General features: G+C 58.0%; 14 protein-coding genes and 1 pseudogene. 5 read left to right on the top strand and 10 right to left on the bottom strand.

Annotation, left to right across the window (positions count from 1 at the left end):
- Positions 1-1,086 precede the first annotated feature (1,086 nt).
- The 3 genes from NKI46_RS27105 (at position 1,087) to NKI46_RS27095 (ending at position 4,401) form a co-directional block, all read left to right on the top strand.
- The gene (locus tag NKI46_RS27105) at positions 1,087-1,620 is read left to right on the top strand and encodes a peroxiredoxin (protein ID WP_023698264.1); all 534 of its coding nucleotides are present in this window, start codon (positions 1,087-1,089) and stop codon (positions 1,618-1,620) included.
- 69 nt (positions 1,621-1,689) lie between these two features.
- The gene (rpoN, locus tag NKI46_RS27100) at positions 1,690-3,126 is read left to right on the top strand and encodes an RNA polymerase factor sigma-54 (RefSeq protein WP_352748874.1); all 1,437 of its coding nucleotides are present in this window, start codon (positions 1,690-1,692) and stop codon (positions 3,124-3,126) included.
- Between the two features lie 57 nt (positions 3,127-3,183).
- Positions 3,184-4,401 (top strand): MFS transporter, encoded by a 1,218-nt coding sequence (locus NKI46_RS27095; RefSeq protein ID WP_352748871.1) that lies wholly within the window; start codon positions 3,184-3,186, stop codon positions 4,399-4,401.
- Between the two features lie 629 nt (positions 4,402-5,030).
- Here the strand turns inward: NKI46_RS27095 and NKI46_RS27090 are convergent.
- The 3 genes from NKI46_RS27090 to NKI46_RS27080 all read right to left on the bottom strand — a co-directional run bounded on the left by NKI46_RS27090 (position 5,031) and on the right by NKI46_RS27080 (position 15,417).
- A complete protein-coding gene (locus tag NKI46_RS27090) occupies positions 5,031-8,501 on the bottom strand; it encodes an ATP-binding protein (RefSeq protein ID WP_352748870.1) in 3,471 nt (1,156 codons plus the stop codon).
- Positions 8,498-9,757 (bottom strand): metallophosphoesterase family protein, encoded by a 1,260-nt coding sequence (locus tag NKI46_RS27085; protein WP_352748867.1) that lies wholly within the window; start codon positions 9,755-9,757, stop codon positions 8,498-8,500. Before NKI46_RS27085 ends, NKI46_RS27090 begins: the two co-directional genes overlap by 4 nt.
- 71 nt (positions 9,758-9,828) lie before the next feature.
- On the bottom strand, positions 9,829-15,417 hold the full coding sequence (locus NKI46_RS27080) for a DUF3320 domain-containing protein (RefSeq protein WP_352748864.1): 5,589 nt from the start codon (positions 15,415-15,417) through the stop codon (positions 9,829-9,831).
- 536 nt (positions 15,418-15,953) lie between these two features.
- Between NKI46_RS27080 and NKI46_RS27075 the strand changes: the two genes are divergently transcribed.
- Entirely contained in the window at positions 15,954-16,781 is an 828-nt protein-coding gene (locus NKI46_RS27075) for a thermonuclease family protein (RefSeq protein ID WP_352500572.1), read from the top strand.
- 66 nt (positions 16,782-16,847) lie between these two features.
- Here the strand turns inward: NKI46_RS27075 and NKI46_RS27070 are convergent, their stop codons facing one another.
- The 6 genes and pseudogenes from NKI46_RS27070 to NKI46_RS27045 all read right to left on the bottom strand — a co-directional run.
- Entirely contained in the window at positions 16,848-17,969 is a 1,122-nt protein-coding gene (locus NKI46_RS27070; protein WP_352748861.1) for a DUF4236 domain-containing protein, read from the bottom strand.
- 59 nt (positions 17,970-18,028) lie between these two features.
- Positions 18,029-19,069, bottom strand: coding sequence for an OmpA family protein (locus tag NKI46_RS27065; RefSeq protein ID WP_031198812.1), 1,041 nt, complete (start codon positions 19,067-19,069; stop codon positions 18,029-18,031).
- Positions 19,066-20,379 carry a hypothetical protein gene (locus tag NKI46_RS27060; RefSeq protein ID WP_352748859.1) on the bottom strand — a complete coding sequence of 438 codons (1,314 nt, stop codon included), beginning with the start codon at positions 20,377-20,379 and terminating at the stop codon, positions 19,066-19,068. The genes NKI46_RS27065 and NKI46_RS27060 overlap by 4 nt, the downstream gene beginning before the upstream one ends.
- On the bottom strand, positions 20,379-21,197 hold the full coding sequence (locus NKI46_RS27055) for a hypothetical protein (protein ID WP_352748857.1): 819 nt from the start codon (positions 21,195-21,197) through the stop codon (positions 20,379-20,381). The genes NKI46_RS27060 and NKI46_RS27055 overlap by 1 nt, the downstream gene beginning before the upstream one ends.
- Positions 21,190-22,623, bottom strand: a complete 1,434-nt coding sequence (locus tag NKI46_RS27050) for a hypothetical protein (protein ID WP_352748932.1) — start codon at positions 22,621-22,623, stop codon at positions 21,190-21,192. Before NKI46_RS27050 ends, NKI46_RS27055 begins: the two co-directional genes overlap by 8 nt.
- A gap of 308 nt (positions 22,624-22,931) precedes the next feature.
- Positions 22,932-23,376 (bottom strand): annotated as a pseudogene (locus NKI46_RS27045) (transposase family protein); the annotation flags it as partial.
- A gap of 90 nt (positions 23,377-23,466) precedes the next feature.
- Here NKI46_RS27045 and NKI46_RS27040 point away from each other — a divergent pair.
- On the top strand, positions 23,467-23,646 hold the full coding sequence (locus NKI46_RS27040; RefSeq protein WP_352748854.1) for a DUF6471 domain-containing protein: 180 nt from the start codon (positions 23,467-23,469) through the stop codon (positions 23,644-23,646).
- Positions 23,647-23,727: 81 nt separating this feature from the next.
- Here NKI46_RS27040 and NKI46_RS27035 read toward each other — a convergent pair whose 3' ends face one another.
- The gene (locus NKI46_RS27035) at positions 23,728-24,396 is read right to left on the bottom strand and encodes a hypothetical protein (RefSeq protein WP_352723987.1); all 669 of its coding nucleotides are present in this window, start codon (positions 24,394-24,396) and stop codon (positions 23,728-23,730) included.
- Positions 24,397-24,416: the final 20 nt, after the last annotated feature.

Genomic DNA, 24,416 nt, shown 5'->3' with positions numbered 1-24,416 from the left:
CAGAACGCCTCGGGCGACCTTTAGGTCGGGCCTGCGACATTCTGGTCCAGTTTCGAACATAAGAGGGCGGCAAACAGACACGATTGCGGAATTCGATCCTCACGGCGCCAAGGCGCTTGCCCAAGAGCGCGCGCTCATGTTGCTGCGAGAGGCGCGTGTTCGCGATAGCCGTGCTGGGTACCCATGAACGCTAGCGGCACACGCTACGACTGGAGTGCCCGCCAGCCTTAGGTGGTGCATCGGCTCGGCTTCCGGTTCTTCTTTGCCCAGCCGGGGCTGAAGCGCCGAATATCCGCACCATACAGCATCGTTGTTGCCTATGTGACGAGGCGGCATAGCGCGCTCCGGTCTTCTAAGACACGGCCTCCGAGAAGAAGGGGGCGGTCCAACAGCACCTCTATTTGAAATGGCACGCCGCTTGCTGCTCCTGGTTAGAGCACCATCAAATTACGATGAAAGCGACTTGCACCATGCCCGACGCGCGAAGCTCTAGACAGTGGCCTGAGGAGACGGTGCCCGTTCCCGCTGAACATCGGGACATCGTCTCCTCCGGAAGGCCGTTCTCGGTGGCCGCTTTGCGCATGGCTGGTCCGATGCCGGCACGCCAACACGGGCCGCTCGCGCAAATGCCGTTTACCGGTTCTGTTCAGCATGGGAGTGCCCAAGGGCCCCGTCAAAGGGTCACCCAAGCCAAGGCCGGCGGGTCACTGCCACATATCGACAACACGCTGAACCAGTCCAGTGACCCGAGTCTGCGTGAAGTGACATTTCAGGTCGCCACATGCTTGCGATATTGGCTACTGCCGGCCGCTATCCCTTTTCCCCGGGCACGATCGCGGGTGACCGATCCCGCTTCCGGCGCCATAGCCGTGGAAAGCAAGCGGCTCGACGGTCTCCAGCTCGCTCAGATCGATTGCGTTCGCGTGGCCAAGACCAGCCGCCAAGACGTTCCCATACGTCGGGATGGAAAGGAAGTTGCGAGCCGCCGAGGCCCTCATTCCGTGCCCGAGCATACGAGCCTTTGCTCGGAATTGCGCCAGCCTATGCCAGAATTCAACGGCAGTTTTCTTCTTTAGGAGCAACTTGATGACAGTTCAAAAGAAAGTTCCCTTCGTCACCTTTCTCACGCGTGTTCACGATAAGTCGGTCGAGGGGCCAAATCCATATCGCTGGGAAGAAAAGACATCTGACGACTACTTTGCCGGCAAGCGCGTCATCCTGTTCTCGCTGCCTGGCGCCTTCACGCCGACCTGCTCGACCTACCAATTGCCCAAGTTCGAAGAGCTCTATGATGAGTTTGAGAAGGAGGGAATTGACGCGATTTACTGCCTCTCAGTCAACGACGCCTTCGTCATGAATGCGTGGGGGAAGTCCTTGGGCCTGAAGCAGGTCGAGCTCATCCCCGATGGCTCAGGCGAGTTCACACGCAAGATGGGCATGCTGGTTGCCAAGGACAATCTCGGATTCGGGATGCGCTCATGGCGTTACGCCGCCCTGATCAACAATGGCGTGGTGGAGCACTGGTTCGAGGAGGAAGGTTTCTCCGACAACTGCGAGGCCGACCCGTATGGCGTCTCATCCCCGCAAAACGTCCTTGAAACGCTGAAAGCCGCCGCATGACCTAGAAAACGTCTCACTGGCGCCATTGCAGGCCCCAAGAGGCTCCTCGACAGGATTATCGCACTCACCATGCAATCTTCAGCAAGCCTGTTTCAGCGCCAGAAGCAATCCATCGTCGCATCGCCTCAACTCATTGAGTCGATTCGCTTACTGCAACTGGCGCATACCGAACTGCATCAGTTCGTGGAGCGGGAAATCGAGAAGAACCCGCTCTTGGAATCTGCGTCAAACGATGGCGGGCCTTTTGACGATGCTTCGATTTCGGGAGCGGATCAGCCTCTCGGCCCTGGTGCAAACGCCGTTGAAGGACTGACCGGGGCAGGGTCGCCTGAACGGCTCGGGCAATGGAAATCACTTCGCAACACGACCAACAACCCGCCGGGCAATGGCCCTTCCCTCGACGAGTTTGCCACCCTCGCCGAAACATTGCACGACCATGTCGCTCGTCAGATCGCCCTCACTGCGTTCACACCACAGGAGCGGCTGATCGCTGGCCAGCTTGCCGCCGATCTGGAAGACACTGGCTATCTTCGGGCAAACCTTTTGGAGCTGGCCGAGAGCCTAAATGTCCATGAGGCTGTTGTGGAACGGGTTCTCGGAACCTTGCAACAATTTGATCCACCGGGAGTTTTTGCGCGAAGTCTCAGAGAATGCCTCGAGATTCAGTTGCGCCAGCGAAACCGGCTCGACCCGGCAATGGCAGCTTTGGTTGCCCATCTTGAAATGCTTGCGCGACGCGATTTTGAGGCGCTGAAGCAGCATTGCGGCGTCGATGAAGAAGACCTTCTCGACATGATGCATGAGGTTCGTGCGCTCGATCCAAAGCCTGGGAACAGATTCGAATCCGGTGCCTCTGAATCAATCATACCCGACGTCTTGGTCACACCCTCGCCGCAAGGCGGGTGGCAGATCGAACTTGATCCCGCCACGCTGCCGAAGCTGCTGATCAACCAAACCTACTATGCCGAAGTCACGCGTCAGACTGCCCAAAATTCGAAAGATCAAGCATTTCTCGAAGAATGCTTGCAAAACGCGAACTGGCTAATCCGCAGCCTCGATCAGCGCGCCAAGACGATTGTTAAGGTTGCGGCTGAAATCGTGCGTCAGCAGGATGCCTTTTTGGAACATGGCGTCGCCCACCTGCGGCCTCTCAATCTTAGAACCGTCGCTGACGCGATCGGCGTGCACGAGTCGACGGTAAGCCGGGTGACCTCGAACAAGTACATGCTTACCCCGCGCGGAGTTTTTGAACTGAAGTATTTTTTCACCGTCGCGATCGCGTCCTGCCAAGGCGGCGATGCGCACTCCGCCGAAGCTGTCCGGCATCGGATCAAAGCGATCATTGCCGCAGAATCTCCCGGCGACGTGCTTTCCGACGAGGACATCGCTGTCCGGCTGAAGGAAACCGGCATTGATGTTGCGCGCCGCACCGTCACAAAGTATCGCGAAGCAATGAACATCCCCTCCTCAGTGCAACGCCGCCGGGAAATGCGCTTGTGTTTTTAGATTTGGGTCAAGGCAGCCTACATCACGTTGCATTGCATCAAAGTGGAGACTTCGTTCATGACCCGATCCGCAGCAGGCGTCATGAACGCTGTTCTGCACGACCCAGAAAAGCCTGTCCCACCGTCTGGTCCCGCATGGGGTGCCATCATTTCGCTTTCCTTGGGCACCTTCGGGCTGGTCACGGCAGAGTTTCTGCCTGTCAGCCTGCTCACGCCCCTCGCGCATGATCTCGGTATCAGCGAGGGAGCGGCTGGACAGGCGATGACGGCGACAGCTATCGTCGGGGCGATCTCGGCGCCGACGGTGGCCATCATCACAAAGCGCCTGGACCGCAGGACCGTCATGTGGACCATGACGGTCCTGCTGATCCTGTCGGACGTTCTGGCGGCCGGCGCGTGGTCGCTGGCGGTTCTCCTGACTGCACGCGTCGTGCTCGGCATAGCGCTCGGAGGCTTCTGGTCGATGTCGGCAGCACTGGCGATGCGGCTCGTTCCAAGCCACCTCCTGCCTCGCGCTATGTCGACCATCCTCACCGGCGTTTCCGTAGCTACCGTCTGCGCAGCTCCAATCGGCGCTTATGTCGGCGATATCTGGGGATGGCGAAGCGCCTTCATGCTCGCCGCAGCCGGCGGCGTCGCTACACTGCTCGTGCAGCTCATAACCATTCCGAGACTGCCTCCGATTGGAGTGACTAGCGTCCGCAGCCTGCTGGATGTGGCAAAGATTCCGATGGTCAAGGTTGCGCTTTTTGTCATCCTGCTGGTCGCTTCCGGCCACTTCGCCGGGATCACCTATATCCGCGCCTTCCTCGAAAAGATTCCCGCGCTTGACGTCGAGACGATCTCGCTTGTGTTGCTTGCTTTTGGCATCGGCGGATTCTTCGGCAATTTGGCCGGCGGGCTTCTGGCCGAGTACAGTCTCAAGGCAGTCGCGGCCCTTGCACCGCTGCTCATAGGGATAGCGGCTGTTTCGCTACTGACGGCGGGAGCATCGGCCTTCGCCTCGGGGATTGCGGTTGGCGCGTGGGGCTTTGCCTTCGGCGCGGTGCCGGTGGGATTACAGACGTGGATGGTGCGGCGGGCCGTTCCCGAGCAGGCCGAAAGCGCCGGTGTGCTGATGGTCGTAGCATTCCAAGTGGCAATCGCAGCCGGCGCGATTTTCGGCGGGCTATTGGTGGAGAATGCGGGGATCGCCAGCGCCATTGCCTACAGTGCTGTTGCCACGTTCGTCGCTGCCCTCATAGTTTTCCTGCTCGGCCCGAAGCGCGGAACCTAGACCGCCTGACAGGAGAGATCTCAGCAGCGCAGCGGGACGAGAGGTCCAATCGCATGCACGGCGCGGCGCGATCCTCCGCTTGCGGGCGATGCCCCGACAGGAGCGACTGGCTCCTTCGATAATGCCTTTACTCTCTTGACGAATGCTCTGGCGGATCGATCTGTCGTATCGTTCGCATACCATCAGGTTGCCTGGCCACTCCACCCTTTGACCGGTGCCTATCCCTCCGGGGCAGCACGAATGCATTTTCGGCGAGCGTCCTAGCCTTGAACGACCTGATCTTATCCTTGTAGTGCTGGGCGGGTTACGCCCCTTGAACTGAACCCATATTGTGGGCGCACCTGCCGATCCAATTCGCCCTTAATCGTCTCGAAGCGACGTAAACGTACCCGTCATTGGCTGCAACCAAGTTGCATTCTTCGGCGCAATAACCCTGCTTACTCGAAATGCCCCGCCACCGAGAGGCGGGCATCCGCGCTCCGCCCGGCGTAGTCGTTCATCCACGCAACATTGCAGAACAAAATAGGCATTTCTCAGCCGCTATGGGACGTCATGACGGATTCGATCGAAGGTTCCTAAGTCAGACCAGTTGGTTAGTTGAACCGTTTTGACGCGAATTCTAATCGAGCCTAATCCAGCTGGTGAATGGTAGATTGTGGCACAACAGCCTTGGCGATTTCACATAGGTGCTTGTGGTGCGTGAGATAGATGACCTGACCTGTGTTCGCCATCTCCCCAAACAATCTAAAAACTTCCTCCGAGCGAATATGGTCAAAGGTTTCCATGATGTCGTCGGCGATGAAGGGAACCGAGGGCCGGAATTGGGCGAACTCGTAATAACCGGCGAGCCTCAGTGCTAGGTAGAGCTGAAAGCGCGCGCCCTTCGAAAGCGCTTCAGCGAGCTTGGATTGCCCGTCGCGCTGCACCGCGATGAGAACCTCCTCGCCTTTGACGGGCTGGGTTGTAAGGCCTGAATACTGCCCACGGGTCATTAGCTTGAATGCGTCTGATGCACGCGCCATCATCCCCGAACGGTGGTTCTCACGGTAGATCCGCAAAGCATTTCCAGCCGACATGATACCAAGCTTCAGCTCAATGTAGCGAACGGCCTTCTCCTCGATTTCCAACAGGGTTGTGCGCCGTTCGGCATCCAGGCGGGCAACCGCGCTGTCACCGCCGATGGCGTCCAACTTGTCTGCCGCGCGGGTCTGTCGGATCAGCTGTTGCTGGATGATTTCATCGAACTGGCGAAGCCGCTGCTCGCCCTCAGCCTTCTCGACCGCGAGGCTGTCGAAATCGATCGCGTCCAGGATCGAGCGTGCCTGGTCGAATCCATCGACTGCGAGTTCCGCCACTATCCGCTCCTCAAGTTCGGCGACGGTAGTGCGCAAGCCATCGCGCTCACGCAGCAGCTCGTCGCGTTCGACTACCTCGGACAGAGTGGCGACGCCAAAGACGCCCAGCACTTCATTCTTGCGGCGTTCGTGTGCCGAAATCTCGGTGTCGAGGATTTCGCGCGCCTCCTTGAGGCGCTTCAGCTCGTTTCCGAGGCTTGCCTTCGTTTCACGTGTCCGCTCGGCACGCTCCAGGCGCTCGGCAAGGCGGGTGGCCAACTGCTCCGGCTCGCCATCCTTCGTCGGCTCGTCGGCTTCGACCGCAACGGCGATGACCTCGACCAGAAAATTGGCCCTGTCGGCCTCCATCTTGTCGATACGCAGCTGCAGATCCTCCCGTTCCTGCAGGCTTCTTGACAGTTCGGCCAATTGATCGAGCACAGCGCCAACGCCTGACGCGGACAGACCGCTTTCGAGCCACGTTCCCTTGAGCGCTTCGGTAATGCCGGCCAGCCATTCCTCCTCGCGACGCTCCGCCACCCCTACCGCAACCCGTCGGGCAGCTAGATCCTCTTCTTTGGAACTCACCATTCTGAGCGCCTCGGCATACTCGGCGTCCACCTTGCGCTGCCGGTCCAGAAACAGCTCCGCGATGGCCATGATTGCTTCGAGGGTGTCGCCGGGCTCTGATACTATGCCGACGCTTTCCAGCGCCGCTCTCATTTCCAAGTGTATCTGCTCGCCGGCGTCAGCGGCTCGCTCGGCTTTCAAGCGAGCAAGTTCGATCTGCTCCCAGGCAGCGAGCGCATCGCTGCGCGCCTCGATCTGATCCTCGATCCTTTCGATCAGGCGCTCAGACGAAGGTTCCAGGGCTTCTCCGAGGAGGTCGCTGGCGGCCACACGGATTTCCAACAATTGGGTATCCGCATCCTTGACGAGCTGTTGGCTTTGGATGCCGTTTCGTGACAGGTTGGCAGTGGCCTCGGCCAGGGCACGCGTCATTGCCCGGATCTCGGCCAGATCCGCCGCGCCGGCCAGCCGGCCTGCGCTGGCAACGTCATCGCGCGTCAGTGCCACGGCGAAATCGTCAGCGGTGTCACCAGTCAACACTGCGCGGTGCGTTGCCCACGCATCATCGCGGAGACGGCGGATGGCGGCAGCCGCTTCATCGTCGACAACGTCGACCGAGGCTCGAAGGGCATCCAATCGTGCGGCGAGCATTGCATGGTTGCCCTCGTATTCGGCGAGGCGTTCGGCAAGTACCGCGGTGTTCCTTGCCAGTACTGACGCTACTGTCTTCCAGGCGGCAATCTGCCCGGCGCTCGGAACCGCAACGTTGGCGAGAGCGAGGGCATCTCCGTTCCATGGACGCAAGCGAGCCAGCAATGCCTTCCATCGGATTGTTCCCGCATCTCCCGCCTCGCGAGCCGTCTTGATCTCTGCCTTGTGTCCGCTTGCTCGCGCTTTCGACAAAGCCGAGCCCAGCCTTGCCCTGGCGGGTTCGGGCACGGCCCTTTCCTCGCCGACCCGCTGCCTTGCCACCTGCAACGCATCGAGTGCTGCCGCCGCCTCGTCGCGGGCGGCGCGCGCCCCCGTAGCAATACCGGACCTCTGCTCGACCATAGCGCGAACGACGCCAACTGTGACGGCAGGCAGAAGCAGTGCGGCAGGATCCGGCTCGGAAGACCGGCCCAACGCGGCAAGGCAGCTTGCCACGGTGTTGTTGAGGATTTGCAGCCCCATCCTGCGAGTGGGCAAGTCAAAGCCAGCCGCGGTATGGCGCACCTTGCCCTCCGCCAGGCTGCGAATGCGTTCGGAAATCGACAGGATCCGTTCGTCCTCGTCGACCGCAGTGACTTTTGCCGACAGCCGCTCGACCTCATCGATGTTTGCGGACAGTCGCGTTCTGAGGCTGGCATCGTCATCGATCAGTTCGGTGACACTTCCCGTCCATGTCCGGGCTGGGGAGGTGATGTCCGGCAGCTGATCCAGCCGGGCAATCTTGCGGCGCATATCCGCCAGCATCGGCGCAGCACGTACGTAACGAGCAATGGTATCCAGCCTGGCCACCAGCACCGCCCGATCGCTGATGGTTCGGCCGTACTGCTGCGATGCATCGAGACGTTCGGCCTCCAGCCCCTCATAGGTCGATGCAAGTGTGTCGATCGCATCCCTGCGCGACTTCACGTCAACAAGGCGCTTCTTCAGCAGCGCCAGTTCGGTGCCATGCGCCTGCTTCCGATACAGCGCGTCTGCTTCGGCCTCGAGGGCGTTCAACGTATCGCTTGCGTTCCCAAGACCGGCGCTGGCCGTGAAGAGGAGCTTGCCGAGGTCGCCCCGCGACTCCAGGATCGATTTTCCGCCGGCTTCCAGCGTCTCGTCATCGAGTGAAAACATAGTCGTGTAAGCGTCACGCGACAGTCCGGCGAGATGCGCCGTGATCGCCACCTCGCTCACCGATTGGCCCGTCGCGTTCAATAGCGAATTAGTACGCTGTTTCGTACGCGTGAACGTGTGCTCGGAGCCGGCCAGTTCCAGCACCCCACCGATGCGCATGGCGCTGTACTCATGCAGGAAGTTGTAGCGGCTCCGTTCCTCGATGCCGAACAGCAAATCTAGATAGGCGGAAAGCGCTGTCGATTTGCCGGCCTCATTCAGGCCAAACACGATATGCAGATCAGGTCCGGATTCCGGTTTGGGTCCGAAGTCGATCGTACCATCGGTGAACTTTCCATAGCGAATGAGGTCAAGGCGCTGCAGCCTCATGACGATCCACCGGACTTAAGGCGGGAAGTCACCAAGTCTGCGCCCTTGGAAAGCACCTGATCGAGGAACCGTTCCAGCCCGGCTTCGTCCTTCCCAGCAAAATCCCGTCCGTCGGCCGGAAGGTCGGCGACCATCCTTTGGACGAACGCCCTCGCCTCGGCGCGGAAGGCATCCGAGGTGGCATCGGCGCGCATGGATTGCTCGAGTTCGAAAATCGGATCAGCAGTATCCTCGGCCGTCTCCGCCCGAGGTGGCGCGAGGTCAAGCTCGAGCTTCTCCACCCACGTATGGCCTAGCTGTTCCGCAGCCTGTTCGGCTTCGGCAAGAAGGAGATCTCTGTCGCGGATCAGCGCCCATAAGAATGGTGATGTTCCTGTTAGGCCAACGCGGGCCACAGCATGACGCGAGCGGACGGTGGCCCGCATCTCTTCGAGTGCGTAGCGAACACGCGCGACGGCTTCCGGCCACTCAACTGCTCCGGTAAGGTCGACGCTGACCCGCTCGAACTGCGCAACGCTGGTCAGCCTTTCCTCGACCTCCACCGAACGGTCGTCGCGCACCGTTACTAGGGAAACTGATTTCTCACTGGCCTCGTTAATGTCCCTCCCCTGCGGTATTCCCGGCATCACCACCGTGCTTGCGCCGGAATGGACTTGGCGAAGATGAATGTGGCCAAGCCCCCAATAGTCGAAACCGTGGGCGTGCAGGTCAGCGATGCTGCAGGGCGCGTAAACGTCGTGACCGGGCGATCCGGCCAGACTGGTATGCATGATGCCAATATTGACGGCTCCTTCGCGAGCAGCCGGATATTTGGGCAGCAGGCTGTCCGGCGCCTTAGGGTTCGCAAAGCTCAAACCATGGAAAACGACGTCCACACCGCCGGCTGTCTGCAATACCGACTGAGCACGACCGTCAAAAATGGTCACGGTGTCAGGAAACACCAGCTGTTTGGAAATCCGCGACAGGGCGTCATGATTGCCGCGGATCTTGAAAACCCTGATGCCGGCCTGGTGCAGGCGTGTCATCTGCGCTGCCAGGAACCGCGCCGTCTTCATCGAGGTTTGATCACCATCGTATAGGTCGCCGGCTATTACCAACGCATCCACGCGTTCCTCTAGGCAGAGATCCACTATCGAAACGAATGCCTGGCGGCTGGCGTCGCCCACGAGCCCGGCAAGATCGGGATTACGCATCGCGAGCGAACGCAGCGGCGAGTCGAGATGAATATCGGCCGTGTGTACGAATCGAAATGCCATTCAGCCTCCGCCAGCAAAAGAGGTGTTCCGAGCTTCAACAGAGATTGCAACGAGGGCTCTACAATGCCCGGTCACACTTCAGCTAATGCCTCGCTCGCGGACTCGCCGGCCACCAACAAACCGTCTTGGGGCCGCAGCAAGCCCTTGGCAATCAAATCGGCGACCCCAGCTGAAATCAACTGCCGCAATTGTGCACTTGTGGCTTTGAAGCCCAGCATTCTCGCAACGGTTATTGCGATTTCTTCCTCCGTCGCACCGAGGTTGGATTTCACGACTTCCATGGCGCCTTGGGCGACTTCGTCCTGCGCAATCATTTCGGGCTTGCGCAATCCAGCGGACACGACGCCGCTGCGATCCCTGAGACGAACAGGAGCACCTGGCTTGAAGCAGAAGCTGCCTCGACGGGCTACTGCACCACCTCTCTGCGCTATGCCTACCCCTCGCTCGATTGCATCCTGAATCCTGCCACCGGCCCGCTGCAGACCCCACGCGCCCCGAATACGCGAAACTATTTCGTCGACATGGATTGGTGTTTCTATAGCCACCACCTGCTCGACCAGTCCGGCCATGATTCCGCTGGGCGTCTCGTGGAGTTCGAACGATCCCGGTCGGTTTAGTTCGGCCTCTTCGTAGGCTCGATTGGGTATCTCGGATCCCTTTGTGCTTTCGAGACCGATTTCCGTCACGTTGCCTCTGTCGACCGTAACAACCTGCACGGCTACAGCACGATTTCTCTGGACCCCCAATTCGGCCCGCTCATCGAGCTCTTTTCTCGCAGCCTCAATCGCTAATATGGTTCGCTCCAGCTGCTCGCGTGGCCTCTGAAACCAGTCAGCGTTCCAGATGCGATGGATTATCCAACCATGGTCTTCCAGAACAGACTGCCGTAGCCGGTCTCGATCTCGGGCCGAGCGCGATGAATGATATTCTGCGCCATCACATTCGATGCCAAGAATATAGCGGCCTGGCCTCTCCGGATCAGCAACCGCGAGATCGACGAAGAAGCCTGCAATGCCAACCTGAGCATGAACCTGGTAACCCTTTCCGATCAGCGCGTTGGCTACCTGCTCTTCAAAGATTGAATCCATTTCGCGAACCGTGGCCTGGGCAAGCGAAATTCGCCCTGTTCTCGCGTAGTGCAAGAAGAGCTTGAAGGCGAAGATGCCTTTCCCTTTGCCACGCTCCAGGTCGATGTCCTCGTCTGTGATGGACGCGAATACTTCGCAGCTGCGCTTGGCGCGGCTTATGAGGACGTTGAGCCGACGCTCGCCGCCTTCCGCACCAAGAGGGCCGAAACGCATGGCCATGTACCCCTGCGCATTCTTCGCATACCCCACTGAGATCATGATCACGTCGCGCTCATCGCCTTGAACATTTTCAAGGCTCTTGACGAAGAATGGCTCGCTGGGGTGCGCGTGAAAGAACTCCTCCGTATCGGGATTTAGTCGCCGCAGCCCTTCGAGTTCATCCTGGATCGCGCGGCGTTGGCTAACCGAAAATGTTGCAACGCCTAGAGTCTCTCGCGGGTTCACCTTCGCATGACGGATGATCGCTTCGGCTACTGCTCTCGCCTCTACCGGATTGGTTCCTGTGCCACCGGAATCGAAGACCCCCTCTGGCACATGCTGAAACCGCAACCCCATGCCTGCCTCTTGGGTATAGGGGCTTGGCACGATGAAAAGCCGGTTCTCGTAGAACTGGCTGTTCGATACGGCGATGAGAGATTGGTGACGGCTACGGTAGTGCCAGCGGAGCATACGCTGCGGCAAGCCGCGGGCCGTGAACAGGCCGAGGATGCTTTCTATGTCGGCGACCTGCGCGCCCTCACCCTCGTCATCTTCAGACTGCGAGCCTGTCACCTTCGCGAAGAATGTCGTGGGTGGCAGTTGGCGTTCGTCGCCAACAACGACCACCTGATTGGCCCTGGCGATCGAGCCAAGCGCGTCCACAGGCTGTATCTGAGACGCCTCGTCCATCACAAGAAGATCGAAGGACATCCTGCCGGGCGACAGGAATTGGGCCACCGAAAGCGGGCTCATCATGAACACTGGCTTGAGTGCCTGGATGGCAGGCCCTGCCTTCTGCATCAACTGCCGGATAGGCATGTGGCCCCGTCTGCGCGCCATCTCAGAACGAAGCAGTCCGACTGGTCCAGCTCCGCCGTCTCTTGAAGGAATTTTTCGGTGATGAGCCGTCACAACTTCGATGGCACCGGCCTTGATCCTCTGTCGGTCCAGATCGGCGAAGTCACGTACAGCCCTGGAATGCAGTTCCCCGTCGAACCTTGCCAGCTCCGGCTCATCGGTCGCCATCGCTAGAAACATCCGTTCGTAGTAGGCCATATCGAAGACTGATCGCGCCGATCCTGTTGTAATCTGGCCGTCGGCCAGGCCGTCTATCAACTGTCCCAGTCCAGCCTTTCGGGCTGTTTCGGATCGCTCTCCATAGGCAACCCATTTCGAGAGCTGTTCCTGATGATCGAGCCACCCCTCCAGTCGAGAAACAACCTCGACTATCGCGACGTCTGGAAAATCGTCTACTCCAAACAAGGAGGGAGCATCGGCTTTCAAATCCCCTGCAAGCGCCTTCAATTCCCGCGCTGCCGCTTGGGCCGCTTCACGCGCTGAACGCGCCAAGTTTGCGATCTCTTGTCTTTCAGGCAACCGCGCAGCCAAATGCCGGATTGAGCCATTTTCTCTCAGCCAAAGTTCGGCTTGCGCGAGCGCGGCCCAATCGGATCCTCGACCGAGCCACGACGAGCCGAATGCGAACTTGCCAAGGCTTTCCCCGTCCTCGATCTCTTGATCAAGCGCTTGTAGTCTGCCTAGTCGGCGCAGTATCTCCACCCGCTCACTGATCAGATCTGGAACGTCAGTCAGCACCTGTCGTGACGCGTCATCGGCTTGAGCTACAGTGCTTGCCTTCGCTTCCATCAGTTGCAGCGAGGCCCGCTCGGGGGAAGCCACGTCACCTTGCATGGATGACGCAAGGTGGCCTAAATCGTTCCAAAACCCCTCGATAATCGGCTGACCGATGTCGATCACCTTACGAACTCGCACCGCACGCGCGCCCGCTTCAGAGCGCTCCGCCATCCGCCCGGCTATAATTCGCGGTTCCGAGCCAAGTCCCCTCAGCGTGCGCATCCACTCCACTAAGGCCTGGAGTGGTGCCGAAGACGATCTCTCACCGCGCCAATCGGCTCCGAAGGCGGAACCGCCAAAGGCGTCGCCTTCGCGCACTTTTGCTGCGGCCGCTTGGCCCTTCATTAGAATGTCGAGGAGACCCACTATCTCCGCCGCAGGCGCGCTAGGGGCCACCAACATAGTCCGCACAAGTGCAGTGGCACGACGGTAGTCACCATTCAATGCTTTCAATATTCCCGTGTGCTCGGCGAGCGCTTGCCGCGCCGCGGCCACGTTGGTACTCCACGCGGCATCAACAACTTTGCCCTGAAGCTCGGCTCTAGCAGTCTCTAGCGTTGCTACGCTGTCGGCAAGGTCACCAGCCTGTTCCAGCCCGGAGTCCCAAACTGTGGCTGCGAATGCCTCAGGGCTCGCATCGGGGGCTGCCGCAACTCTCTCGCCGGTCATCACTAACCTGAGGAGTCCTCCAAGCGTGTCCGGTAAAACGGTAGACCCCAGTTCTTGATTTAGCCGCTCAGCTTCTTCTCTTAAGCGTGGGAGCAACACGGTTAGCTGGCGCGCACGAACGAAACCATCTTTCGGAAAGTCTGAAGGAAGCTTAGCAAGCTCTGTCTCGAGACCTTCAATTGGCGTATCGATAGCCGTCGCCACCAACTGCTCCGACAGTTCCTCGGATTTGCGGTTGAAATCTGTTCCTGTCCAGAGAAGCGATGCAATGTCCTTTGGACGCTCATCCCAAACCGGCGAGACTAGCGCCTCGGCAGGAAGTCCAGGTGCGGACGCGAGAAGCTCAGCGCGATCTTCTACCTCGCCGCTGTCGCTGAGGATTTGCGGAGGCTTCGCCTCGATCCGCTCAGCAATATCGGCCAGTTTGGCGTGCAGAGCCTTTGCTTGATCCAGGGACGACGCAATGCGTGGGACGAGCCTCTCAATGGTCGTTGGTAGAACGACATCCAGGCCAACTCCCCGCCATGGGTGGTGGATCGGCAAGCCGAATTCGTTGATCCGCTGAGACACGTCATCGAGAAGTTTGCGACGTTGCGAGACACCGTCATTCGTCCAAGCGGTGGCATCCTCAAGTTCAATGTCAACTGGCTTTTGCCCGTTCTGCCTTAGTCGGGTTAGCTGGCCAAGAACCTGGTATGGAGTGAGTTCGGACGTTCCAAATGGAACATGCATCCTTGTAGCATGTGCATTGAGTTTGTCCCTAGCCTCCAGCAGGCGTTCAGTAAGGGAAGAAGCAAGCTGTCCGCGAGGCGATCCGAGTTGCCAGGTGCGCCGCAACTCCTCCAGCATCATGCGCTTGTTTGCCTTGTTGCTATGGAGCTCAAGGCAGGCGTCCCCCACCCCCGCAGTGTCAAGCCGTCGCTTCACGACCTCAAGTGCGGCCATTTTTTCCGCAACGAACAGCACGGTCTTTCCATCGGCAACGGCCGACCCGATAATGTTTGCGATCGTCTGCGATTTTCCTGTCCCGGGAGGACCTTGGATAACGAGGTCGCGACCCTTTCTTGCATCATGGATCGCCAGCGTCTGAGAACTGTCACTGTCGACGATATGCAACATTTCGGCAGGCGCGATATGCGGATCAATCGCAATGTCGTCCGACATCAGCGGTTCGCGTGTTTCGAAACCATCTGAAAGAAGCGAGCGGATCTTCGGTTGTTCGATAATCTTTGCGCCATCCGGCCAGAGATCCGGATCCAGGTCACGGTACATCAAGAACTTAGCGAACGAGAAGAAGCCGAGCACCATATCATCGGCAAGCACCTGCCAACCCTCTTTGGTCGACACTGCTTCGGCAACGGCATCGAGATAGGCCGAGACGTCGAAGTCGTCTCCTACTTCAAAACGCGGCAGGGCGAGCTTGTGAATGCGGTCGAGATAAAGTTCCAAGGAGAGGTTTGCGGTAAGATCTTCCGTACGAGCTCGCAGCCGAAACTTTTCTCCAGCGGCCCCTCGCTCCAGCCGTACCGGGACCAAAATGAGAGGAGCCTGACGGATGTTTTCTTTGTTGCTCGGGTCAATCCACTTCAGCATGCCAAGGGCCAGAAAGAGGATATTGACGCCCTGCTCTTCCTCAAGTGTGCGGGCATCGTGGTAGAGATCAAGGAGCCGGCGCTGCAGCCCCGTTGGGGTCATCCTCGTCTGAAGCTTGGTGTCAGAATGTCGCGCAGATACCCCTCTATCGTCGAATCCTTCGTCCTCAGGCTGAGCAAGAGCAACGGGGGAATAGTCGATTTCCTCGTCTGAAGGGCTGCTTTCAACCTGGCCTGCCTTCGGCCGATCCGGCTTGCCGGCCAGGAAGGTAAAAGCCTTTCCTTCGCTCACCAGCAATCGATAGATCTCAGACGACCTCTCGTCGACAATATCGATCGTCTTCGCGCTCTTTGAAAACCGTGGCACATTCAAAAGTCGGTTGCGAGCAGAAAGGTCGAGCAATTCCATCCTGGCTCGCTCGAGCTTTTCCTTTAAAGGCAGATCGCTTTGGAAGACCGATTTTTCAACTTCCGACACTCACACCCCCCTGATAGGCTGGACACATAGAGCCTAGACAAGGGCTGTCCGCAACATAAAATGCTGGTTTTTCAACCTCGAATGGCAACCACCAACACTTCAATCGTTTAGTATTGTGAGCACTGCGGCTTGGTGGAAAAATTGCGGATGTTTGTTTAATGTTCCGGACACTTCGCATCCCCACCTTGATCTCGAGGTTCCCTTTCGGACAAAATGCCATCATACGTGTGGACGAGGTGTTGGCAGCTCTGGCATCCGCCTCGCCGGCCACGACCAACTGGCGCACAAGCCGACTTCTTTTTGAATCGGCCTCCTAATTTCATTCCGAGAAAACTTGTAGGCTCCAGCGCGGAAAGATGGTCGTGTTTACGGAAAAGGTAACTACAAAGTCGTGACTTCGGGCTGATCTGCGAAGGCACCATGGTGTTCAAAGCGCCGAACTACAAGGCAAACCAGCGCCAGCGAAAAAGGCGGCTATGAATGGTGCAGAGGCACGTTACAAATCATGCAGCTTGCGTTTCGCAAAGGATCGGAAATTGAATAACAATCGCTATTCTTATCGTCGCCGCGCGCGACCAAGGCGCGGCGCGGAACCAATCGTCCGCAGACGTTTCTCTCCAGATGTGCGCTTGCCTCTGATCGTGGTGATCGTGGTGGCCTTGGCTGCTTACGCGACCCACTATTTTACAGGCTCGGGTGACCAGTTACGTGGTCTCGATATAGCAAACTCGGCCGGGTCGAGACGGGCGCCGATTGTAGGCATAGCATCGGTGATTGATGGAGACACGATAGAGATCCACGGGCAGCGCGTCCGCTTCAACGGCATCGATGCACCCGAAAGCCGCCAATACTGCAATGACGCTAGCGCACATCAATACCCCTGCGGGCGCCGGGCGGCCGAAGCATTGGCGAATTTCCTTGCGGCTTCGCAGCCTGTCCAATGCACATTTGTTTCATGGGATCGGTACCGTCGCTTCGTCGGCGATTGTCGGCGCGCGGACGGTGTCAGCGTCGCGTCCTGGATGGTCGAACATGGCCAAGCCTTGGACTGGCCCCGCTATAGCCACGGCGCCTATGCGCAACAGCAAACTAATGCTGAAACCGCAAAGGTTGGAATCTGGATTGGGACGTTTGACAACCCTTGGGATTGGCGCGAACAACATGCCGAATCTGCGAGCCCAACCAAAAGCCCCTTTGGGCTTGTCAGCCGTCGCCAAGTAGCACAGAGCTACTCATGCCAACCTCGCCGGTTGTGCACGCAGATTTCTTCTTGCGAAGAAGCACGTTGGTATCTCGCCAACTGCACATGGGGGAGCAAGTTGGATCGAGATAGCGACGGGATTCCGTGCGAAGGCGTTTGCTGACCTGGGCTCACGCTTTGAGCCCATCCCCAACCATCACTCCCTAGTGTGCGCATTTCGCGTTATGAATTAGCGGTCGGAGCTTCGATGCAATTGCGCGAGTGCCGATAGAGCCTGGCAAAAGGGCTGGCTGACGTTTGTCTTGGAAAATTCCACCAGCTCGTTAAGTCCGGACGGGCTAGAAAACCGCAACGCTTCGTAGCGGCATACAGGGATCTGCCGATTGTCTTTGAAGCGCTTGTCAGGCCCGCCGTTTTTGTTTGGGTGAGCCCAGGTGTAGCTCACGATCTCCGCATCAGATGGAACTTTGCCGGTCTCGATAAAATTACTCGGGGCGAATTGGGTCTGCAGATCGGCATATCCGACTGCGCCGTATCGGTTTCCGTCCTTCACCAGCACTAGGTCAGGCATGAAGAAGAGCACCTGCCGACCCACATGGATTGAAGGAGGAGTAACGTTGCTGCGTACAACCTTCGGCAAGGAGCTTGTAAGTGTCGTGGGCTTTTTGTCGACCAGCATGCTGGCCCCGGCATTTCGCTTCCAAGCAGTCAGATCCTCTATCTTGCCGTCGGCAGCGACATGCCATCTCCCTGCGCAGCCGGTGAGAGTTTCGAACGCGCCGACAAGTCGCCCGTAGGCGGCCTCCGCGTCTTTTTCCAGATCGTAATAGAGCACGCTCACCCCGCGGTAACTGTCAAACCATTTGCCAATGAGCATACCCGGCACAAAGGCACCGATGCCCAGCACCGGTGCGGCACCTCCGAGCTTGGTCCCCGCAAGGAAACCTGCAATCCCGAACAAAACCGCGAGTGCTACGGACAGCCGCGTCTGCGATTGCCTGGCATTGATTTCATCGAGCACATTGGCGAATGTCTCGTCACGCATTTCCACCACATCGCGGGACTCGATTTCTCTCATCACGACGCCGTCAGAGACGTATTCCGGGCGCGAGGATTGTGGACGGGGTTGCGGCGCAGATGGGGTCTGAGAGAGCTGGACTACCTTCTTCGCGCTGGCCTTGCCTAAAGTGCCACGATAGTAGAGCCCACCCACGCCGGCGTGGATGTAGTGACCTCTTGGCCCAGTGCCGATGCGGAGGCCCTTCACGCCAACGGAAGCGCCAACCCCACCGGACGAAAAGTTAAAGCGGAATGGTCCCGCACTGATCGATTTTCGAACGTAAAACCCCATAGCCCAATCCCCCCAACTCAACTGCCGTACCGGCTAAGGCGCCAGTCTCTCGTCCCCATTCATGGCTTGGCGCCACCAACCGGCGCCAATTTTGATCGCTGCCTCACCCTAATCTCGATGCGCCTTCGAGCCCGTACATCGCCAATCTGCGCTCCGTCGGTGAGATGATCGCCGGGCAGGATGAGCTGACCACCAGACATCGGCAAAATCGTAAACCCCTTTAATGCGGGCATGTCACTGAGCACACTTGTAACTGAAATCGCGCGGGCCAGCCCAAGACCGGCATTGTCGGCGGGATGGAGTGAGCCGATTTCCACTTTCCCTGACAGGACCGGTTGGAGCCCCTTGTCCATGTTGGAGGATTCGCCCGCCATTGCCTGTTCGTCCGTGTGTCCAATTACCTCAATCACGTCGACACCGTACGAGGTCGCAGTCCCGGCGATGGTCTTCGCAAGATCGCGCAACTTTGTTTTGAAGGCATTCGAAAGCTCTGCGCTTCCGGTATCGAAATTATAGCCATCCAGTTCGCTGAGACTGATGATCGGCGGCCAATCGTGAGGTTTTGCTGCTTGCGTCGGCTCTGCAGCCTCCTTGAGCACATCAGCCAGATCCTGCAGCCCTTTGTCGGTGCCGGCGTAACCAAATTCTCTCAAGACCTTCGCCGCATCTATCATGGCCTTGGTCTGATCAACGCTTATGTCGTTGTCCGCAAGGACTTTCGCGACAGGGGCATTTCGCACGACCTCCTCCAGAGAAATACCTGCTTCCTTGACCGACTTAACAGCATCCTTGGCCAGGACCAGCTCGCGCCATTGTTCGTCGGGAACGGTTCCTCCCCTCGTGGGCTGAAACACCGCTTTTATCTGAGCCAGAAGCCGCTTGTTCTCGGCTTCGAGCCTCTGCACGTTTTCCTTGTTTGATTGAGTGGCTCGCAGTGCCTCATCGGTCTCTTTCTGCTTTTTCGTGATGATAGCACCGGCTGCTAGCAACAGGCAGAACACCAAAAGCAGCATCGTCTCGGCCATGGTCAGGCCCAGTATCAAACCGCGGCCAAAACCCTTGCGCTCGAAGGCGACCGAAGTCCCGCCAGCGTCACTCACCTGCCCCACCAACTGGTTCGCTTAGGCGGTTCCGTTCGTTCGGCGGGAGGCTCGCTTCCCAGAGTTTGGAAAGCGTCTGGTTGGGGCTCACGCTCGACCCGAATTGGTGCGCTCTCGACGGTGTCATTTGCGGCCAGATCTGCCAGTGGCTGTGCAATCGCAATAGGAGCGTTGAGAGGGGGAACAGGCCTCGGCGCGTGAAGGGTTCTTCCTGCCAAGGTTGCGACAAGGTCTCCGGTGTCCTTGCTTTGCTTTTGCACCACTGCGGCAAGCGCCTGGGTCAAGCGTTGTTGCGCTTGGACGCTCTCCGCTGTTTGCTCTGCGGCTGCCACAGCCTTTTCCACACCTGCGGCCACTTTAGCCACAGCATCAACGATGCCCGCCATGCGGGCTTGCTGTTCCTGCGAAGCCGTCTCTGTTTTGACAGCATACTGAGCGACCGCGCTGCCAAGAAGTTTCACCATCGGCGCCAGATCGTTCTTAAGGACCTCATCAGGGACGACAACCTTCTCCAACTTGGTGGCTACGCTTTCGGCCTGTTCACCCAGTCTGCCAACTGAAGAGGACATTGAGCTGTTGGCTTTGTCGAGCAGATCGGCTGCCGCCTCGACGCGCTGTGCGATCGACGAGAACTGACTTTCGATCTGCCCAAAATTGTGGCTCAAAGCATTGCTGAGCTTTCCCGAGGCCTCTTGAACTGGTCTGATCGATTCCATCGCGATTTTATCCAGGGCCGATCTTATGTGCTCTCCGTTCCGCTCCGCTTGAACGGCGATTTCGGCAAAACCCTCCTCCAACATCTGATTGCTTACGCGGCGAAAGTCAGCGAATTCCCTGGTTACACTTTCCATCTCGGCTCTTACACGCCGCGTCATATCCGCGAGTTCGTGCCTGACCGTCCGTTCGATGTCGGCAGGATCGCGGCGCATCTGATTGTAAAAGATCCGCAAAGCAATGCCCGTGATCGTCGACGTCACCGCGATACCAAAGTTCCTCACGATTGTGTCGGTGGATCCTTCGGAACCAAACTGAAACAGCGATACGCCGAGACTCGTCAACGTAAACAGGAAACCCATGTAGTAGAGATTGTCGCCTGTTTGCTCATCGTGGAGCCGTAGCTTGCCGGTGAAGACGGACGCGGCAAGATAGATGAGCATCAGGCACACCGGTGCGCTCGCCGCCATTATAGGGTCTACGCCCGACAGCTTGGCTATTGCGATGAACACGCAGCCACCCAGGGTTAGCGTCGCAAAGACGAAAAGGGGCAGGCTCGGATGTCCTAAGAACGACTCCCCTCGCTTCTTGGCCATTAGTTTAACCCCTCCAACCCTACCAGCTTCTCAAAATCACCATGATGGCTTTGAACCCACCGGGTCCAGAACTCTGCATGTTCGAAAGAGCCAAATGGCTTCTTCGCCCTATCGACGTAGAGTATCGTAAACCCGACGCCATCGAGCGATGTCCCGTAAGTCCTGTCAGCCGCGCTATCAAGGTACTTCTGATAATCGAGACCCGAACGATATTGTGAGTACAGCGCCGTATGTTCGATCATATCTGACGCGACTATTATTCGCTTAGCGGTCTTCTCTTTCGCCAAACTGCTATCGAATAGCGACAGTTTGATTTTCTGAATTCCGGCCATGATCGGAGATTGGCTCGCGGATTCTCCATTGGGAATCTGGTCGGGAAGGTTCGTCAAAGGGTCCTCGAACGCATCTTCCCATTTCTTCTGCCGCCGAGACGGATTGTTCGTCCAGCTGTCGACCGTCGAGCCGTCGCCCGGATTGCATCCATCAAACATCACAGTCAGGTCGCCGGGCCTCGCGCCCAGCGTCAATATCTTGAGATAGCCGCCAGGCTCGACGCGCCCAATGGTCTTGCGGAATTCATTCTTCAGATCCGCCATGGTTATCGGCGAAATCGGGTCGGTGGCGTCGATCAAGACCGCTGTCAGGCTCACAGGTCCGTTCAGTGGGCAATTCGTGCTGATGTCGATTTGGTCCTTCCCGGATCTCGACCACATCCAAACAAAACCGGCCAGCATCACAGCCGACAGCACGGCCAATCCGGCTGCTGCGATAATTGTGCCGCCACTGCCTTTCTTTCTTCTGCGACCCCGCCTAGCCATTCACGCTATCCGGATGAAGCTTGTCGAGATCTCGGTACTGTTCGATCCCGCGCTCGCATTCCAGCCCGATGAGCCGCAGCTGAGCGTTGAGTTCTTCCTGCGCGTCACGAATTGAGGCGCCCAGGTCCTTCTCGCTCCATTCATCGTCGGACGATATCAGGGGTTTTATGCGCTCAAGTTTGTAGGGTGTGGCAAAATGTTTTGGCGCTGGCTCTGTGCGGGCCTGGAAATTGGCCTCCCTGTACTTTGAGAGAAGCTGGTTGCAGGCTCGCTCCAGCTGGTCTTGATGCTGCACAAAGAGCGTCAGCAGCCTCGACCGATGGTCGATGATCGCTCGATGCTCCCTGCGTCTGCTCCCCAGCCGCTTGACGATGTCCTCCACCTTCTCGTTGTGCTCATCGCGCACCTCTTGCAGAGCCTCGATGAGCTCGCTCTTGCGCTCGATGTAGTCTTCCCGGCGAGCCACCAATCTGTTTTCGACACCCGCATAGCCCGGGTATGGGTCGAGAACGAACCAGCCGTCGATAAACGCAAAGATCGAAAACATGAGACCAATGCCGAACAGAAGCCAGGATTTCACGTCCATAAGGCCAGCCGGATTGGCGAGCATGCTGCGCACGACCTCGACGCCGGCTCCGTCCACAAAGGACCCGCTAACCTCGCGGTAATGCGCAAGCGCTAGGTTTATGGTCAATGCCAAGCCGATATAGGCCACTATCGACAGCGCGCCGATCAACTTCACAAAAAGCGATCTGTGAGTCACCAGGCGTGCACAGAATATTGCGAACAGCAGAGCGGCGCCGATGTTCAAAAACGAGAAAGCGGCGGCTTCGAGGAGCCCGCCAAAGAATCCCTGTTCATTTCCCTTTGCGAGGAAATTTCCGTTCATCGCCGTTTCAATGAGGAACAGGAAGATTAGCAGGGACACTCGGAAAACATGGGCCGCTCCGTGTTGAACCCTCACAGCCCGGACAAGCCCGTGCTTCTGTTTGAACCAGTCGTGTTCTTTCTCCGCATCGTTGAGCGATTTGCGCAATCCGTGAAGTTCGTCCAGGCCCACCGCGATCGAGGCCTTGAAATCGGAAACACTGGCGGCGTTCGCCTGACGGATCAGACCAAACTGCTCTTCAAAGTCGAGGCCAGCCAATCGGCCGGAGAGTAGCTGTAGGCTGTCTTCGAGTGTGTGATGTGCGGCCTTCTTTTCGTCCTCGACCCTCTCGATAACTGTGTGCTCTATATCGTCGAAATTCTTGGCCGTTTTCGGGGGCTGGTTAGCCTCGCCTCGCTGCGTTCCACGACCTTCAAGATCCATTTCGCGATCAATTTTTGCGACATCCAAGCTATTGAACAATTGGGTGCTGGCGCGGAAATCGTGATTTGCCTCTAGTAGAGACTCCCGCAGTTTATTTAGCTTTTCGAATTTTATTCCCACAGCACCGCACCCATTTTTGTACCTCTGCCCGCACAAATGGCTTCTATGCACAGTAGAAGCAAAGGGCAACTGCGTCTTCGCAACTTTGCGGTCCACTGCTCACGAGACGATCGTCTGATGTAAAAATGACAACGATAGCTGCCGTGGCAAGCGGACTTGGGCCAATGAATAGGCCAGGCAGCATACTCTTCTCCGACGGGCTTTGTGGCGAAGGAACTGAAGATCACGCCAATGAGCTGCTAAAAATCGACTCCAGAGGCGTTCGCGCAGTAGCAGAAGCGCGCGCCCACGGCGCGCCCCACGCCACCAAAGTAAGCGCCGTCAATCTCGACCTCGCCTTCAAGGGTTGCGTTCTTGGTTTCAGCCGACAGGCTTCGCGCAGCTTGTGAGCCAGCACAAAGGCGGTCTTGTACTGCACGTCCAGATCGCGAGAGAACTGGACCGCCGACATGCCCTTCGCGCCGTTAACAAACAGGCAGATCGCGGCGAGCAGATCGACAAACGACAGCTTGCGCCAAGGCGAAGATCGTGCCGCTCGTAACCGAGAACTGCGCCCCCGCAAGCGGCGCACTTGAACTTGCGACGGGTCGGAATGTCGTAATGATCCAGGCACCCGCATTTCCGGCAAACAGGCTCGCCTTGAGTCGAAGCCTTGAACGCGTCGTAAGCCTTTTCCTCGCCACCCTTGTAAATCTCTTTCAGAGAAAGGGAGCGGCTTTCGGCGGAAAGGAGGAAGTGTTGGGCCATTGTCATCATATCCGGTTATATGCGGGGCTTGTATCGCCAAATACAGGGGCCTGTACCACCGACTGTGATGATATTTTTTGAGGCGAGGCTATGGCAGGCAAGGACGACCCGCAGACCGTCGAATACGAGACGAAAGCCAAGAACCTTTTGAAGTCAGAGTTGAAGCGGAAGGGCGTTACCTATGCCCAACTCGCCGAAAAATTGGCGACTATGGACATTCACGAAACCGAGCGTAATTTGAACAACAAAATAAGCCGGGGGGGGCTTTAGCGCTGCGTTCTTACTGCAATGCTGAGACGCTATCGGGGCATCCTCACTGCGGCTTTCGGAGTAGTTTTACTCGGGGCGGCTTTACCGCCAGACGAGCGCAAGAGCACTCAGCCCCAACATTCCGAACAGCATCAAGAGACCATAGGCAACCCTGTTGCGGCGAGTCCTCCGCCAGTCCAACAGGCAAATGAACCCCCAAGTTACACTAACCCATGCCAAGCAGGTCACGATGATCGCAGTTCCGATCTGTGTGCCCAGTGGAAGGCTGCCGACGCTGCCCAACAGTCGGCGAACTGGACCACCATTGGCGCTATCGTGGGTGCTTTCACGCTCGCCGCTGCTATGGCCGCTGCTTACTACGCCAAAGAGGCTGCTAGGCACACCCAGCGCAGCGCCGACATTGCCGAAAAGGCTTTGCTCGATATCGAGCGACCGTATTTGTTCGTCACCGCCACCAAACCGTTGGTGGGGGTGACGCACGATTGGGCTGACAAGCCCGACAACAAAAGACCAATTCCGGAAGCGGCATACTCGATCAAGAATTTCGGACGCACTCCTGCCATCATAAACGAGATTCGGGCGAGCCTCCGGCTTTGCAACTTGCCGCCAACTCCGCATTACCATCCCGGAGAAATCAATGACGTTGAACGGGTGCTCGGGGCAGACGATGCTCTTAGCCCTGCAGCTTTTGATCGCGGCGGCCCTATCACAAACAATGTGCTGAATGAGCTTTTCCTGTCCGATACTCACATAGGGGCGGGTTCCCTTCC

This window comes from Mesorhizobium sp. M0615, from assembly GCF_040320805.1.
Lineage (GTDB): Bacteria > Pseudomonadota > Alphaproteobacteria > Rhizobiales > Rhizobiaceae > Mesorhizobium.
This window is presented reverse-complemented; position numbering and strand designations above follow the sequence as displayed.

Excerpts from the sequence above, each read along its gene's own strand:
- NKI46_RS27105 (WP_023698264.1), top strand. The coding sequence starts at position 1,087 with ATGACAGTTCAAAAGAAAGTTCCCTTCGTCACCTTTCTCACGCGTGTT.
- rpoN (WP_352748874.1), top strand. The coding sequence starts at position 1,690 with ATGCAATCTTCAGCAAGCCTGTTTCAGCGCCAGAAGCAATCCATCGTC.
- NKI46_RS27095 (WP_352748871.1), top strand. The coding sequence starts at position 3,184 with ATGACCCGATCCGCAGCAGGCGTCATGAACGCTGTTCTGCACGACCCA.
- NKI46_RS27090 (WP_352748870.1), bottom strand. The coding sequence starts at position 8,501 with ATGAGGCTGCAGCGCCTTGACCTCATTCGCTATGGAAAGTTCACCGAT.
- NKI46_RS27085 (WP_352748867.1), bottom strand. The coding sequence starts at position 9,757 with ATGGCATTTCGATTCGTACACACGGCCGATATTCATCTCGACTCGCCG.
- NKI46_RS27070 (WP_352748861.1), bottom strand. The coding sequence starts at position 17,969 with ATGGGGTTTTACGTTCGAAAATCGATCAGTGCGGGACCATTCCGCTTT.
- NKI46_RS27060 (WP_352748859.1), bottom strand. The coding sequence starts at position 20,379 with ATGGCCAAGAAGCGAGGGGAGTCGTTCTTAGGACATCCGAGCCTGCCC.
- NKI46_RS27055 (WP_352748857.1), bottom strand. The coding sequence starts at position 21,197 with ATGGCTAGGCGGGGTCGCAGAAGAAAGAAAGGCAGTGGCGGCACAATT.
- NKI46_RS27040 (WP_352748854.1), top strand. The coding sequence starts at position 23,467 with ATGGCAGGCAAGGACGACCCGCAGACCGTCGAATACGAGACGAAAGCC.